This window comes from Streptomyces sp. NPDC127100, assembly GCF_042724095.1.
GTDB lineage: Bacteria > Actinomycetota > Actinomycetes > Streptomycetales > Streptomycetaceae > Streptomyces.
The window spans coordinates 17,375-31,414 of sequence record NZ_JBHXFL010000002.1; the positions used below are offsets into that span (position 1 = coordinate 17,375).

Below are 14,040 nucleotides of genomic sequence, written 5' to 3' on the forward strand. Positions count from 1 at the left end.
GTGAGGGCGGCAAGAGCGCGTCCGCGGGGAAACCGAAGATCGTAATCGCGTCGTGACTCGCCCCCCGCGTCCCGCGGCCGGGCCCGCCGCCTGCGGCGGTATGTCTCCCCGGTGCCGGGGCCCGTCCGGGAGGCGACGCGAGGGACGGCAGAGGCGGGCGGTGGGGTCCGCCCGCCCTCGAGCCGACCTCGAGAGCGGCGACGGCACCCCGCGGCGCCGGGCCGTGCGGCCGGCCCCGCGCGGCAGCGCCGGACCGGGGCGACGTCCTGCGTCACAGCGGCGACGGCACCCCGCGATGCCGGGCCGTGCGGCCGGCCCCGCGCGGCAGCGCCGGACCGGCCGTGACGCGCCGCGTCACAGCAGCGACGGCACCTCCGCGGCGGCGACTTCCCGTGCCGCCCGCTCCAACGCGCTGGCCAGCAACGCCAGATCCGTCGGCCCGTTCCCCAGCTCACGCACGGGCCGCCGGGCGGGCGGGTCCCCCATCCGGTGCCACTCCAGCGCCACCACGGTGGGCCGCAGCGTCGCCGTGCGGGGGATGCGCCCCGTGACCCGGCCCGCCTGGAACGCCGTGCTCCGGCCGTCCGCCCAGGCCAACCGCCCACGCCCCGGCAGCGGTTCGTCCGGACCCGCCGCCGGCGCGTCGAGCGCGACCCGCAGCGCCGCCCGGCGGGCCGGCTCCGTCTGGGCCGTACGGCCCCCCGGCCCGGCGGCCGCCACCAGGTGCACCCCGAGCCGGTCGCCCTCCCTCGCCACGGCCTCCAGCGCCCGCATCACCGATCCCGCCGCGGGCCGCCCCGGCGACCCGAGCGGGGGTGTGACGAGCGCGTCCAGATCGTCCACGACGACCACCAGCCGGGGCAGCGGCGGCACCGCCCCCGCCCGCCGCCGGGCCGCGCCCGGCCGCAGCCGGAGCGTCGAGCTGGGCGGCGAGTCGACGTCCCCCGTCTCCGGCACTCCGCCGCCCACGGCCGTGCGTTGGGCGACCATCCGCCCCGACACCTCGCGCCCGGTGTGCCACTCGGCGAAGTCGGACCGCCCGAGCAGCTCGCCGCGCCGCTTGAGCTCGGCGCTCAGCGACTGGGCGAACTCCCGCATACGGACCGGGTCGTCGGCGGTCAGGTGGGTGGTGACGTGCGGTACGTCCGTGCAGACGCGCAGGCCCTCGCCGTGTCCGTGGCCCGCGCCCACGGTGTCCCGGCCGTCCATCAGGACGATGCCGAGCCGGTCGGGGCGCTCCGCGGAGGCGAGCGAGGCGACGAGCGCCCGCAGCAGCTCCGTGCGGCCGCTGCCGGGCGGGCCCTCGATCAGCAGGTGCGGTCCCTCGGCGGCGAGGTCCACCGCGACCGGGCCGCGCGGTCCCGCGCCCAGCACGGCGTGCGCGCGCCCTCCGAGTGCCTCCGTGTCGTCGGCCGCGTCCGCCCAGCGGGCCATCAGGGACGCCGGGGTCGCCCGGGCGAGGCCCAGCTCGTCGAGGAGCCGGGCCGCCTGGGGCAGCGGCGCGGACACCCGCGCGTGCCGCTCGCCCGCCGCGCCGTCGGTGCGCAGCGGCGCCAGGGCGCGCGCGAACCGCTCCGACCAGGCAGCGGAGACGGCGTCCACCGTGCCGAGGGTGCCGTGGCCGACCGGGCCGCTCGGGGACGAGCCGGTGCGCGCGACGCGCAGCAGCCGCAGGGCCGTCGCCACGTCACCGCTGAGCAGTGCCACGGCGCCGCAGTCGCGGAAGACCGGCGACACCGCGCAGGCCGCCTCGTACGTCCGTGCCACCGGCGAGGTCGGGGAGGCGGCGGCCGTCTCGGCGAGACACACCACGTGGATGCCGGCCCGGGGGCCCTCCAGGGCCAGCCGCGCCACCACCTCGCGCACGTCGGCGCCGCCGGGGTCGCCGTCCACGACGACCACGGTGTAGGGCCCCGGGAAGCCGCCGTCCGGGTCGCTCCCGTCGTCCGCCGGCGCCCAGGAGGGCCGCCTGCCGGCTCCCGCGACCGCCGCGGACCCGTCGGGCGGGCCGTCGTACCCGTCCGGGTCGCTGTGCCGTCCCTCCTGGGCGGGGGCCGCCGGCTGGGCCGGGATCGTGCCGGCGGGGGCCGGCGGACGGGCGCCGGCGGGCGCGTCCGTCCGGTGGTCCTCCAGGCGGCGCAGGAGTTCCTGGGCGCGGGCCATGGCCTGGTCGCGGTCGTGGGCGAACAGCAGGCGGCAGTCCTGGCCGTGCCCCGGGCGCACGTGCGGCAGCCAGCCCAGCCACGACCACTCCGCGACGCGCTCCGCGAGCGGACGGGCCCGGTCCGCGCTGATCAGGACGATCTCCAGCAGGTCGGGGGAGTGCAGCGCGGCGAGCTGGGCGAGCACGGCGCGGGCCAGCCCGGTGAGCCGCGCGCGGGGGCCCGCCAGCCCGAGTGCCCCGGCCTCGCGCAGCCCGACGGTCACCGGGACCGCGGGCAGCGGTGCGGCACCGCCGGGCGCCATCCGGTCGGCCGTGCCGAGCCGCACGGCGAGCACCTCGGGGTGCTCCGGCCCCCGCTCCCACAGCCGCGGCCCCGGTCCCAGCGCCGTCAGCAGCAGCGAGGCGGAGTCCGGCCACGTCTCCGGCGCGGGGCGGGCGCCGGGGAGGAGTGCCGCCTGTGCGGGACCGGTGGCCTCCTCGTCGGCGTACGCGTCGGGCCCGGCCGCGTCCGGCGCGCCCGCGCGCCCGCCGGCCAGCCGCCGCGCCCACGCGCCGAGGCCCCCACGCCTGCGTACGACGCCCTGCGGTACGTCGGTCCCGCGCAGGGGCGTCCCCTTGCGGCCGCCGCCCGCGCCCGTGCCGTCCCCCCGGGCGCCCGCCGGGTCCGTGCCCGCGGGCGCGCCCTCCACACCCGACGGCCCGGGGCCGGCACCGGCGGGGCCGGACTCCTCCCCCCGCCCGCTCCCGTGAACGCCGTCACGTCCGGAGGCGCCGGTCATCCCCGCGTAGCCCCAGCCCGTGCCGGTCGGCGCCGTGGGAGCGGCGTGCGTGTCGTCCACCCGGGGCGGCGCGTCCCCCGGGAACCCGGTGCCGTGGCTCTCGACGCGGGGCTCGGTGCCCCGGCCGGGCGCCGTCGGGGGGCCGGCCGGTTCCGCGACGGTGCCGTACGTCATCGGGCCGTGGGCGTGGTGCGTGCGCTCGGCCGGGCCGTCCGGGCCGTCGGCCGCGCGTCCGTGGGCCACCCGCTCCCCGTCGTCGGCCACCGCGCCGGTCAGGCGCACGTACCCCTCGCCGTCCGGTGCCGTCGCCACCCGTATCGCGGTGCCCCGGGCGGCCGGGACGAGCCGCAGCGCCGACTCGCCGATCCGCAGCAGCGCCCCCGGCGCGAAGCGGACGGGGCGCTCGCCGACGCGGACGCCGTCCAGCGTGGTGCCGTTGGTCGAGCCGAGGTCGGCGACCGAGACGCGGCCGTCGGGGGCGACGGTCACGGCGCAGTGCGTCCGGGAGACGTCCGGGTCGTCGAGCGCGACGTCCGCGTCGGCGGACCGGCCGAGCCGGATCTGCCCCCCGTGCAGCAGGTGGACGCCTCCCGCGTCGGGGCCGGCGACCACGTGCAGCTGGGCCGGGACGTCGGAGGGCTCGGCGTGCGGGTCGGGTTCGCCCGGGGCGCCCAGGCAGAGCACGGCACCGTCGATCAGCGGGGGCTCGCCCAGGGTGCTGCGCTGGGCGTCGAGCCGCTGCTCCCCGGCGTACAGGACGACCTGGCCGGAGCCCTGGACGTCACCGCCGGGGACCGCCGAGGCCAGCGCGGAGGCGACCGCCGCCAGTGCCGTGCCGGCCGGCGCCGTGACCAGCACGTCGCGGCTCGCGGCGTGCGCTCTGCCCCCCGTGGACACGTGCGGGCCCAGCGGATCTACGACGGTCAGCCGGATCTGCATCGCCGTCAGCGGTCCCTTCGCGCGGGCGCCCGCGATCGCCGGGGACGAAGCCTTCGCTCCGCGGTCCCCCACCGCGGACTTCCCCCACCGCCACACGAGCACGTCGGCCAGTACTGGAGGCATCCTCGCACCTGCCACCGACAACGCGCCCGCCCGCCGCCATCGAATGATCTTGAATGGTCGGCTCTGCCCGCAAAAATGCCTGACGGGTGACCTGCCGCTGACCGCGGAGTGACCGCTTGAGATCGGTCACGTCCGGGCCCGGCAACCAAGGGACCGGGTGGCGCGTCTTTCCTTCGGACATGCGCCGAAGCGGAACGTACGGCGCACCGGCGTACCAATGGGAACCACAGGACGACGACAGCCCGGGCCGCACACCGCGGCACTACAGTGGGTCGGAACAGCCAGCAAGCAACAGGGAGCGCATGACGTGCGGCCGGTAGGCAGCAAGTACCTCCTCGAGCAGCCCCTCGGTCGCGGTGCCACGGGCACCGTCTGGCGTGCCCGCCAGCGGGAGACCGCGGGCGCCGAGGCGGCCGTGGCCGGACAGCCCGGCGAGACCGTCGCGATCAAGGTCCTCAAGGAGGAGCTCGCGAGCGACGCCGACATCGTGATGCGCTTCCTGCGGGAGCGCTCCGTCCTGCTGCGGCTGACCCACCCCAACATCGTCCGGGTCCGCGACCTGGTCGTCGAGGGCGAGCTGCTGGCGCTGGTCATGGACCTCGTCGACGGCCCCGACCTGCACCGCTACCTGCGGGAGAACGGACCGTTCACCCCGGTCGCCGCCGCCCTGCTCACCGCCCAGATCGCCGACGCGCTCGCCGCCAGCCACGCCGACGGCGTGGTCCACCGCGACCTGAAGCCGGCCAACGTGCTGCTGAAGCAGACCGGCGGCGAGATGCACCCGATGCTCACCGACTTCGGCATCGCCCGCCTGGCGGACTCGCCCGGCCTCACCCGCACCCACGAGTTCGTCGGCACGCCCGCGTACGTCGCCCCGGAGTCCGCCGAGGGCCGCCCGCAGACCTCCGCCGTCGACATCTACGGCGCCGGCATCCTGCTGTACGAGCTGGTCACCGGCCGCCCGCCGTTCTCCGGCGGCTCCGCCCTCGAGGTGCTGCACCAGCACCTGAGCTCCGAGCCGCGCCGTCCCTCCACCGTCCCCGACCCGCTGTGGACGGTCATCGAGCGCTGCCTGCGCAAGAACCCCGACGAGCGCCCCAGCGCCGAGAACCTCGCCCGCGGCCTGCGCGTCGTCGCCGAGGGCATCGGCGTGCACGCGAACAGCGCGCAGATCGGCGCCGCCGAGAACGTCGGCGCGCTCCTCGCCCCCGACCCGGCCCCCGCGCCGGTGCCGGGCGCCGCGGGCGCCGCCGACCCGACGCAGGTCCTGCCGCAGAACCCGAACGGCGCCTACGACCCCAACGGCGCGACCAGCGTCCTGCCGCACACCGGCAACCCCGCGGGCGCCGCCGACCCCACCGCCGTACTGCCGCACCGCGGCGCGGCCGACCCGACCGCCGTCATGCCGCCGGTGCCGCCGGGACAGCCGGGCGGGCCGGGACAGGGCGGGCAGCCCGGCGGGCCCGAGGACCCGCACCCCTGGCAGAACCAGCTCCGCGCCGCCCGCGACCGCAACGAGCAGACGCAGGTCCAGTACCTCGACCCGAACGAGGACCCGCTGCGCCGCCGCCCCCAGCGGCAGGTCGCCCGCCCGCAGCAGCAGCCGCGCCCCCAGCAGCCGCCGCAGGGCTACGGCTACCCGCAGCAGCCCCAGCCCCAGCCGCAGCGGTACGCCACACCGCAGCCCCAGCAGCCCCAGCCGCAGCGCTACGCCCCGCCGCCCGCGCCCGAGCCGCAGGCGCCCCGGCGCGAGCCCCGGCCGCCGCGGCAGCGCAGCGCCAATCCCATGCGCATCCCCGGTCTCGGCTGCCTCAAGGGATGCCTGGTCACCCTCGTCATCCTCTTCGTGGCCGGCTGGCTGGTCTGGGAGCTGAGCCCGCTCCAGGACTGGATCGGCACCGGCAAGGGCTACTGGGACCAGCTCAGCGACTGGTTCGGCACCGTCACCGGCTGGATCGGGGACCTGGGCGGCTCGGGCGGCAACTGACCCGCCCGGGGCCCGCCCGGGCGCCCTGCACCCCCGACTCTGGAGATTTGTCGACAACTGACGGGTGATTTCCGCCTCCGCCGTGAAGGCCGGCTCGTCGGACGCGTAGCTTTGTGCGCAACACGCGTCGGTAGGAGCAGTCTTGGCACGGAAGATCGGCAGCCGGTACACCGCCCACCAGATCCTCGGGCGGGGCAGCGCCGGCACGGTGTGGCTGGGCGAGGGGCCCGAGGGACCCGTCGCGATCAAGCTGCTGCGCGAGGACCTGGCGTCCGACCAGGAACTCGTCTCACGCTTCGTCCAGGAGCGCACCGCCCTGCTCGGCCTGGAGCACCCGCACGTCGTCTCCGTGCGCGACCTGGTGGTCGACGGCAACGACCTCGCCCTGGTCATGGACCTGGTCCGCGGCACGGACCTGCGCACCCGCCTGGACCGGGAGCGGCGCCTGGCACCCGAGGCCGCGGTGGCCATCGTCGCCGACGTCGCCGACGGCCTGGCCGCCGCCCACGCCGCCGGGGTCGTGCACCGCGACGTCAAGCCGGAGAACGTGCTGCTGGACATGCAGGGCCCGCTCGGCCCCGGCGGCTCGCACCCCGCGCTGCTGACCGACTTCGGGGTGGCCAAGCTCATCGACACCCCCCGGCGCACCCGCGCCACGAAGATCATCGGCACCCCCGACTACCTGGCCCCGGAGATCGTCGAGGGCCTGCCACCGCGGGCCTCCGTCGACATCTACGCCCTGGCCACGGTCCTGTACGAGCTGCTCGCCGGCTTCACGCCCTTCGGCGGCGGCCACCCCGGCGCGGTCCTGCGCCGCCACGTCACCGAGACCGTCGTCCCCCTCCCCGGCATCCCGGACGAGCTGTGGCAGCTGCTCGTGCAGTGCCTGGCCAAGGCGCCGGCCTCCCGGCTGCGCGCCTCCGAGCTGGGCGCGCGGCTGCGCGAGCTGCTGCCGATGCTGGCCGGGATGGCGCCGCTGGACGTCGACGAGCCCGACGCCGACCAGGAGGACGAGGAGCCCGAGGAGGCCCCCGCGTCGCCGGCGTCCGCCGGACAGCCGGCCCGGCGCCGGGGAGCGGTGCCGCTGGTGCCGGGCGCGAAGCCGGCCGACTCCAACCGCGACACGCACACCTCCATGCGGGTACCGGCCCCCGACGAGCTGGCCGGCGGCGCCCGCGGCACCGCCCGGGCCCCGCGCGCGTCCGGCGCCCCCCGTCCCGGCTCGGCCCGCAACCGCGCCGCCGCCCGGCGTCGCCGGCTCACGCTGGGCGCGGGCGCGCTCGCCCTGGTCGCGGCGGTCGGCGTCGGTACCTGGCTGGCCACGAGCGGTGACGAGGGCGACCCGGGCCCCCAGGACACGCGGAACTCGGCACCGGCCTCTCCGTGAGCCAGGGCACGCCGCGACCGGGACCGCCCGCCGCGGTCCGGCGTGGACCGCCTGGCGGAGCCGTTACGCTGGATGCGTGGCAGTCGTCGATGTATCCGAAGAGCTGAAGTCCCTCTCCTCGACCATGGAGTCGATCGAGGCCGTCCTGGACCTCGACAGGCTGAGGGCAGACATCGCCGTGCTCGAGGAGCAGGCGGCCGCGCCCTCCCTGTGGGACAACCCGGACGAGGCGCAGAAGATCACCAGCAAGCTCTCCCACCTCCAGGCCGAGGTGCGGAAGGCCGAGGTCCTGCGCGGCCGGATCGACGATCTCGCCGTGCTCTTCGAGATGGCCGAGGAGGAGGACGACCCCGACACCCGCGCGGAGGCCGAGTCCGAGCTCACGGCCGTGAAGAAGGCGCTGGACGAGATGGAGGTCCGCACCCTGCTCTCGGGCGAGTACGACGCCCGTGAGGCGCTCGTCAACATCCGCGCCGAGGCCGGTGGCGTGGACGCCGCCGACTTCGCTGAGAAGCTCCAGCGGATGTACCTGCGCTGGGCCGAGCAGCACGGCTACAAGACCGAGGTGTACGAGACGTCGTACGCGGAGGAGGCCGGCATCAAGTCGACCACCTTCGCCGTGCAGTCCCCGTACGCCTACGGCACCCTCTCCGTCGAGCAGGGCACCCACCGCCTGGTGCGCATCTCGCCCTTCGACAACCAGGGTCGCCGCCAGACCTCCTTCGCGGGCGTCGAGATCCTCCCCGTGGTCGAGCAGACCGACCACATCGAGATCGACGAGTCCGAGCTGCGGGTGGACGTGTACCGGTCCTCCGGCCCCGGCGGCCAGGGCGTCAACACCACCGACTCGGCGGTGCGCCTCACCCACCTCCCCACGGGCATCGTCGTCTCCTGCCAGAACGAGCGCTCCCAGATCCAGAACAAGGCCACGGCGATGAACGTCCTCCAGGCCAAGCTGCTGGAGCGGCGCCGCCAGGAGGAGCAGGCCAAGATGGACGCCCTCAAGGGCGACGGCGGCAACTCCTGGGGCAACCAGATGCGTTCGTACGTGCTGCACCCCTACCAGATGGTCAAGGACCTGCGCACCGAGCACGAAGTGGGCAACCCCGAGGCCGTGTTCAACGGCGAGATCGACGGTTTCCTCGAGGCCGGCATTCGCTGGCGCAAGCAGCGGGAGAAGTAGCGGGAAGCGTCCGCGACGCTTTGTCGACAAGGCAACTGCCGCCTCACGGGCGGCAGTTGCCTTTTGTTCGTCGGCGATGTCCGGGTTTTACATCACACTCACACCCTTTGTGTCCGGCATACGTTCCGTACCAGGACATCGCGTACGCAATGACCTTGACGATGCTTTGAACATTCGTAAGGGTGAGGCTCGGCATGCGTATTTCTGGGGCGCATGTGAACCGGGGGACATCGCTTCAGCGCAACCAACCCCCCGTCGATCACGGCCCCTGGCGCCGCCTCACTGACGATTCAGCTACTGGGGGTAGCAACCATATGACCAAGAAGACGCGGATCCGTGTCGCACGCATAGCGGCCGGTGCCGTGATCGCGGCCGGTGCCTCGCTGACGGCCGCCGGTGCGGCTTCGGCGCTCGAGATCGGTGTCAGCGCGAGCACCGACGACCAGGGCGCCGGGCTCAGCCTGAGCGTCACGGGCGGCGAGGAGACGGAGCCGGGTACCACCGAGCCCACCATCCCCACCGAGCCCACCATCCCGACGGAACCCACGACGGACCCGACCGTCCCGACCGAGCCCACCGGGGACCCGTCCGAGCCGACGGAGCCCACCGAGCCCACGACTCCGACCGAGCCGACGGACCCCACGCAGCCGACGACCCCGACCGACCCCACCGAGGCCCCCGGTAACGGGAACGGCGGCGGCAACGGGAACGGCGGCAACGGCAACGGCGGCGGCAACGGCGGCGGTGGCAACAACACCAACCCCGACGGCGGCTCCAACGCCTCCACCCAGGAGCAGGGCTCCTCCGCCCTGACCGAGACCGGCGAGCAGGCCCAGGCCTCCGACACCGCTGCCCAGGGCAGCGGCAAGGAGCTCGCCGAGACCGGTGCGGCGGAGACCACCTTCCTGCTGATCGGTGCCGCCACGATGATCGCCGGCGGCATCGGCTTCCGTGTGCTGCCGCGCATGATGGGCGGCCGCGGCGCCGCTGCCTGACGGCAGCCGAGCGTCCGCGCACAGCGCGTACACACAGGGGCCCGGAGCGCAACCGCTCCGGGCCCCTGTCGCGTCTTCGCCGGGCTCTACACCGTCTGGTGGGCCAGCAGCACCACGGCCGCCACCAGGATCGCCAGCAGCGCGATCAGCGCCACCGGATTCAGGTTCTGGAAAAAGCTCTCCTGCTGCAGGCGCTCGCGGTTCGCCCGGCACACGGGGCACCGGCCCTCGCTCACGGGCGCCGCGCAGTTCGCGCACACCAACCGGTCGTACGTCATGCGCCTCGCCCTCCTTGCAACCGGTTCACTCAGCACAACGCCCACGGAGCCGTGAACGTTCCCCTTCCACTGTGCCAGGTTCCGGAAGCCCCTGCGCGCGGTCCCGGCGAGGCGATGGCCGGGACAAAACGTGCAACTACCGCGCAACCCCTACCGGTGACTGCGGTCGGCTCCCCGGTTCGCGTATGGTCACGCTCATCTACCCCCGGCGACCCGTGGTGCATCCGTGATCCGATTCGACAACGTCTCCAAGGTCTACCCCAAACAGAGCCACCCAGCCCTCAGGGACGTCTCCCTGGAGGTCGAGAAGGGCGAGTTCGTCTTCCTCGTGGGATCCTCCGGCTCCGGGAAGTCCACCTTCCTGCGGCTCATCCTCCGCGAGGAGCGGTGCAGCCACGGCCAGGTGCACGTTCTGGGCAAGGACCTCGCGCGCCTGTCCAACTGGAAGGTGCCGCAGATGCGGCGCCAGCTGGGGACGGTGTTCCAGGACTTCCGCCTGCTGCCGAACAAGACGGTCGGCGAGAACGTCGCCTTCGCCCAGGAGGTCATCGGCAAGTCCCGCGGCGAGATCCGCAAGTCCGTGCCGCAGGTGCTCGACCTCGTCGGGCTCGGCGGCAAGGAGGACCGCAGGCCGGGCGAGCTGTCCGGCGGTGAGCAGCAGCGCGTCGCCATCGCGCGCGCCTTCGTCAACCGGCCCAAGCTGCTGATCGCGGACGAGCCGACCGGCAACCTCGACCCGCAGACCTCCGTCGGCATCATGAAGCTGCTCGACCGCATCAACCGGACGGGCACCACCGTGGTGATGGCCACGCACGACCAGAACATCGTGGACCAGATGCGCAAGCGCGTCATCGAGCTGGAGAAGGGCCGCCTCGTCCGCGACCAGGCGCGCGGCGTCTACGGCTACCAGCACTGAGACCGCAGACCGCACCGGCTTCCACGGAAAGGCTCAACCACTCGCCATGCGCGCCCAGTTCGTGCTCTCGGAGATCGGCGTCGGTCTCCGCCGCAACCTGACCATGACCTTCGCGGTCATCGTCTCCGTCGCCCTGTCGCTGGCCCTGTTCGGCGGCTCGCTCCTGATGAGCGACCAGGTCAACACCATGAAGGGCTACTGGTACGACAAGGTCAACGTCACGGTCTACCTCTGCAACAAGAGCGACGCGAAGTCCGACCCCGCCTGCGCCAAGGGCGCGGTCACCGAGGACCAGAAGAAGCAGATCCTGGCCGACCTCGACGAGATGAACGTCGTCGAGAAGGTGACGTACGAGTCGCAGGACGAGGCGTACAAGCACTACAAGGAGCAGTTCGGCGACTCGCCGCTGGCCAGCTCGCTCACGCCGGACCAGATGCAGGAGTCGTACCGCGTCAAGCTGAAGGACCCGGAGAAGTACCAGGTCATCGCCACCGCCTTCGACGGCCGGGACGGCGTGCAGTCCGTGGCGGACCAGCGCAGCACCCTGGACAACCTCTTCGAGCTCCTCAACGGCATGAACTGGGCCGCGCGGGCGGTGATGGCGCTCATGCTGGTCGTCGCGCTGATGCTGATCGTCAACACGGTCCGCGTCTCGGCCTTCAGCCGGCGGCGCGAGACCGGCATCATGCGGCTGGTCGGCGCCTCGGGCTTCTACATCCAGGCGCCGTTCATCATGGAGGCGGCGGTCGCGGGGCTCATCGGCGGCGCGGTCGCCTGCGCCTTCCTGGTGACCGCGCGGTACTTCATCATCGACCACGGACTCGCGCTGTCCGACAAGCTGGCCCTGATCGACTTCATCGGCTGGGACGCCCTGCTGACGAAGCTCCCGCTGATCCTGGCCACCAGTCTGCTGATGCCCGCGTTGGCCGCGTTCTTCGCGTTGCGCAAGTACCTGAAGGTGTGACACATGCCAAGAGGGCCGAACGGTCGAGCGACCGTTCGGCCCTCTCGCGTTGTCCTAGACTCACCGGCATGTCAGGTCGTGACCTGTTCTGTCAGCCCCGTCGCGCACGCCACGGGGCCGCCCTGACTTTGGTGTTCGCGAGCGTGCTCGTCGCCGGGGCGGCCACCGGATCGTTCCCGGAGACCGGCCGGAAGTCACCGTCGGAAGAGGCCCGTTCGGCCGCGCCCGCCGGGCACCACGAGGACGTGGCCCGGGCGGCGGCCGAGGCGATGGCCGACGGCAAGTCCCCGGTGGAGGCCGCCGAACGCGCCGTCAGCCGCAGCGGGGACCGCTGGGGCGCCGTCTACTCCCGTGGCGAGTACGAGGAGTTGGAGGAGGCCCTCGACGGCCGGTACACCGGCGTCGGCCTCTCCGCGCGCCGCGAGCGCGACGGCCGCATCGAGGTGACCGGGGTGCGCTCCGGGTCGCCCGCCGCCGAGGCCGGGATCCGCGCGGGCGACCGGCTGCGCAGCGTCGACGGGAAGCGGGTCGACGGGCGCCCGGTCACCGAGGTCGTCTCGATACTGCGCGGCGACGCCGAGGAGGAACCGGCCGGCACCGCCGTCCGGCTCGGCCTCGAGCGCGGCACGCGGGCCTGGACGGAGACCGTCCGCCGGGCCAGGCTGTCCACGGACCCGGTGAGCGTGCGCACGCTCGCCGACGGCGTCACCGTCGTCAAGGTCGCCTCCTTCACCAAGGGCGTCGGCCGGCAGGTGCGCGACGCCGTGGAGCGGGTGCCCTCCGGCACCGGCGTCGTCCTCGACCTGCGGGGCAACTCCGGCGGACTGGTCGCCGAGGCCGTCACGGCCGCCTCCGCCTTCCTCGACGGCGGCCTGGTCGCCACCTACGACGTCGACGGCGACCAGCGCGCCCTGCACGCCGAACCCGGCGGCGACACCGCCAGGCCCCTGGTCGCACTGGTCGACGGCGGCACCATGAGCGCGGCCGAGCTCCTCACCGGGGCCCTCCAGGACCGCGGACGGGCGGTCGTCGTCGGCTCCCGCACCTTCGGCAAGGGCTCCGTGCAGATGCCGAGCCGGCTCCCCGGCGGCTCCGTCGCCGAACTGACCGTCGGGCACTACCGCACCCCCGCCGGCCGCGGCGTCGACGGCACGGGCATCACGCCCGACCTCGAGGTCGACCCGGCGGACCCGGCCGCCCTGGAGCGGGCGCGGACCGTGCTCAGCGGACTGGGACGGTAGGGCCCCGCCCCCGCCGCACCGCGCCCCGGCCCCGCGAAACCGGCTTCCCGCGGACCCCCTCCGTAGTGCCAAAATGGGCTGCACTATGGCTAAGGAAAAAGGGCGCAAGCTGATCGCGCAGAACAAGAAGGCGCGGCACGACTACCAGATCCTCGACACCTACGAGGCCGGCCTGGTCCTCACCGGGACCGAGGTGAAGTCACTGCGCCAGGGGCGGGCGTCGCTGGTCGACGGCTTCGTGCAGCTCGACGGGCACGAGGCGTGGCTGCACAATGTGCACGTGCCGGAGTACAGCCAGGGCACCTGGACCAACCACAGCGCCCGCCGCAAGCGGAAGCTGCTGCTGCACCGCGTGGAGATCGACAAGCTGGAGTCGAAGTCCCAGGAGACCGGGCACACGATCGTGCCCCTCGCCCTGTACTTCAAGGACGGCCGCGCCAAGGTCGAGATCGCGCTGGCACGCGGCAAGAAGGAGTACGACAAGCGCCAGACCCTGCGCGAGAAGCAGGACCGGCGCGAGGCGGAGCGGACGATCTCCGCGATCCGCCGCAAGCAGCGGGCCTGAGCCGGGGGAATAGGCTGGCACCCCCGTGCGTTGGTCACGTACGATGGATCCGCACCGCCTGGACGGTGCACGGTTTGAAAAATCAACATGGGGATGATCGGTTTCGACAGCGGCTGTCGAAGCAGGGGAAGCGTGTCGAGGAAGCGGCCATGATCTCGTAAACCACAGGCCGAAAAAAATAATCGCCAACACCAAGCGCGATTCCTCCCAGCAGGCCTTCGCCCTCGCTGCCTGATCTCAGGTAGCGAAGCGAGCCTCCTACAAAGGGAGTGTCAGCCCGGGGCTGTTCCCGACCCGGATCCTGGCATCAGCTAGGGGACTAAACCTTGATCCCGGTCACGGGGTGAAGAGGGAAACCAAACAGTGACTGAGCCCGTCGGAGACTTGTCCGCGTGATCTCCGGGGCTGAGAAAATCGAAGCGGACTGCACACGGAGAAGCCCTGGTTCCACACCGTTGGACGCGGGTTCGATTCCCGCCATCTCCACAGTTCCCATGTGGGCGAAGGCCCCGTCGCTTC

At 73.9% G+C, this 14,040-nt stretch carries 10 protein-coding genes and 1 other RNA gene; 9 read left to right on the forward strand and 2 right to left on the reverse strand.

Annotated features, from left to right (window positions below):
- Positions 1-354: 354 nt before the first annotated feature.
- A complete protein-coding gene (locus tag ACFWJB_RS02945; RefSeq protein WP_386920261.1) occupies positions 355-3,882 on the reverse strand; it encodes an FHA domain-containing protein in 3,528 nt (1,175 codons plus the stop codon).
- 430 nt (positions 3,883-4,312) lie between these two features.
- On the opposite strand from ACFWJB_RS02945, the gene ACFWJB_RS02950 reads away from it, so the two are divergent.
- The 4 genes from ACFWJB_RS02950 to ACFWJB_RS02965 all read left to right on the forward strand — a co-directional run bounded on the left by ACFWJB_RS02950 (position 4,313) and on the right by ACFWJB_RS02965 (position 9,557).
- Positions 4,313-5,992 carry a serine/threonine-protein kinase gene (locus ACFWJB_RS02950; RefSeq protein ID WP_385469180.1) on the forward strand — a complete coding sequence of 560 codons (1,680 nt, stop codon included), beginning with the start codon at positions 4,313-4,315 and terminating at the stop codon, positions 5,990-5,992.
- Between the two features lie 142 nt (positions 5,993-6,134).
- Positions 6,135-7,379, forward strand: coding sequence for a serine/threonine-protein kinase (locus tag ACFWJB_RS02955; protein WP_386919899.1), 1,245 nt, complete (start codon positions 6,135-6,137; stop codon positions 7,377-7,379).
- A gap of 76 nt (positions 7,380-7,455) precedes the next feature.
- Complete coding sequence (prfB, locus tag ACFWJB_RS02960; RefSeq protein ID WP_385470105.1) at positions 7,456-8,562, forward strand: peptide chain release factor 2; 1,107 nt, start codon at positions 7,456-7,458, stop codon at positions 8,560-8,562.
- 314 nt (positions 8,563-8,876) lie between these two features.
- Entirely contained in the window at positions 8,877-9,557 is a 681-nt protein-coding gene (locus tag ACFWJB_RS02965) for an LPXTG cell wall anchor domain-containing protein (protein ID WP_385470103.1), read from the forward strand.
- Between the two features lie 86 nt (positions 9,558-9,643).
- Here the strand turns inward: ACFWJB_RS02965 and ACFWJB_RS02970 are convergent, their stop codons facing one another.
- Positions 9,644-9,835, reverse strand: coding sequence for a hypothetical protein (locus ACFWJB_RS02970; RefSeq protein ID WP_350722638.1), 192 nt, complete (start codon positions 9,833-9,835; stop codon positions 9,644-9,646).
- Positions 9,836-10,061: 226 nt separating this feature from the next.
- Here ACFWJB_RS02970 and ftsE point away from each other — a divergent pair, with 226 nt between their 5' ends.
- The 5 genes from ftsE (at position 10,062) to ssrA (ending at position 14,010) form a co-directional block, all read left to right on the forward strand.
- Positions 10,062-10,751, forward strand: coding sequence for a cell division ATP-binding protein FtsE (gene ftsE, locus ACFWJB_RS02975; protein ID WP_003975843.1), 690 nt, complete (start codon positions 10,062-10,064; stop codon positions 10,749-10,751).
- Between the two features lie 46 nt (positions 10,752-10,797).
- Positions 10,798-11,715 carry a permease-like cell division protein FtsX gene (gene ftsX, locus ACFWJB_RS02980; protein WP_189231039.1) on the forward strand — a complete coding sequence of 306 codons (918 nt, stop codon included), beginning with the start codon at positions 10,798-10,800 and terminating at the stop codon, positions 11,713-11,715.
- A 68-nt stretch (positions 11,716-11,783) separates the two neighbouring features.
- Positions 11,784-12,956 (forward strand): S41 family peptidase, encoded by a 1,173-nt coding sequence (locus ACFWJB_RS02985; RefSeq protein WP_386919901.1) that lies wholly within the window; start codon positions 11,784-11,786, stop codon positions 12,954-12,956.
- An 85-nt stretch (positions 12,957-13,041) separates the two neighbouring features.
- Positions 13,042-13,521, forward strand: a complete 480-nt coding sequence (gene smpB / locus ACFWJB_RS02990; RefSeq protein ID WP_189231037.1) for an SsrA-binding protein SmpB — start codon at positions 13,042-13,044, stop codon at positions 13,519-13,521.
- Positions 13,522-13,610: 89 nt separating this feature from the next.
- Positions 13,611-14,010: a transfer-messenger RNA gene (ssrA, locus tag ACFWJB_RS02995) on the forward strand.
- Positions 14,011-14,040: the final 30 nt, after the last annotated feature.

Excerpts from the sequence above, each read along its gene's own strand:
- ftsX (WP_189231039.1), top strand. The coding sequence starts at position 10,798 with ATGCGCGCCCAGTTCGTGCTCTCGGAGATCGGCGTCGGTCTCCGCCGC.
- smpB (WP_189231037.1), top strand. The coding sequence starts at position 13,042 with ATGGCTAAGGAAAAAGGGCGCAAGCTGATCGCGCAGAACAAGAAGGCG.
- ACFWJB_RS02965 (WP_385470103.1), top strand. The coding sequence starts at position 8,877 with ATGACCAAGAAGACGCGGATCCGTGTCGCACGCATAGCGGCCGGTGCC.
- ACFWJB_RS02945 (WP_386920261.1), bottom strand. The coding sequence starts at position 3,882 with ATGCAGATCCGGCTGACCGTCGTAGATCCGCTGGGCCCGCACGTGTCC.
- ACFWJB_RS02985 (WP_386919901.1), top strand. The coding sequence starts at position 11,784 with ATGTCAGGTCGTGACCTGTTCTGTCAGCCCCGTCGCGCACGCCACGGG.
- ACFWJB_RS02970 (WP_350722638.1), bottom strand. The coding sequence starts at position 9,835 with ATGACGTACGACCGGTTGGTGTGCGCGAACTGCGCGGCGCCCGTGAGC.